Raw genomic sequence first — 401 nt, forward strand, 5'->3', positions numbered from 1 at the left:
GTGTTTTTGAAGATAAGCCGCGACAACCTAAATTTGAAAAACCACGACGTCGTAATAATCGCAATAAAAATCGGGGTACTCAAGAAAAGCAAAAGAAAAATGAGAAAAAGACTTTTGAGATTCGCGATAAATCAGGCAAGAAGCCTGCTAAAATAAAACAAAATGAGAAAAATGAGAAAGATGTACCCTCTAAATCTAATTTTGTAATACGAGAACGTTCAAAAAAATAAAATAGACAAACATTGTAAATGTGTCTAAAAAGTTATTGAATAATATGCAAAAAAGTTCCCTCAAAAATTTTTTTGTGAAAACTATCGGAGATATAATGGAAAAACAAACAATTTACGGCTTAACACGTGATCAACTTATTGATTGGGCGATTGAAAATGGTGAAAAAAAAT

Annotated in this window: 1 protein-coding gene; it reads left to right on the top strand. The window is 30.4% G+C overall.

Annotated elements, in window-relative coordinates:
* Positions 1-230, top strand: a 230-nt coding sequence (locus LI288_RS14165) for a hypothetical protein (protein WP_227091088.1), incomplete at its 5' end; no start/stop codon positions are given.
* Positions 231-401 lie beyond the last annotated feature (171 nt).

The sequence above is a fragment of the Lachnospira pectinoschiza genome, assembly GCF_020564355.1.
Classification (GTDB): domain Bacteria; phylum Bacillota; class Clostridia; order Lachnospirales; family Lachnospiraceae; genus Lachnospira; species Lachnospira intestinalis.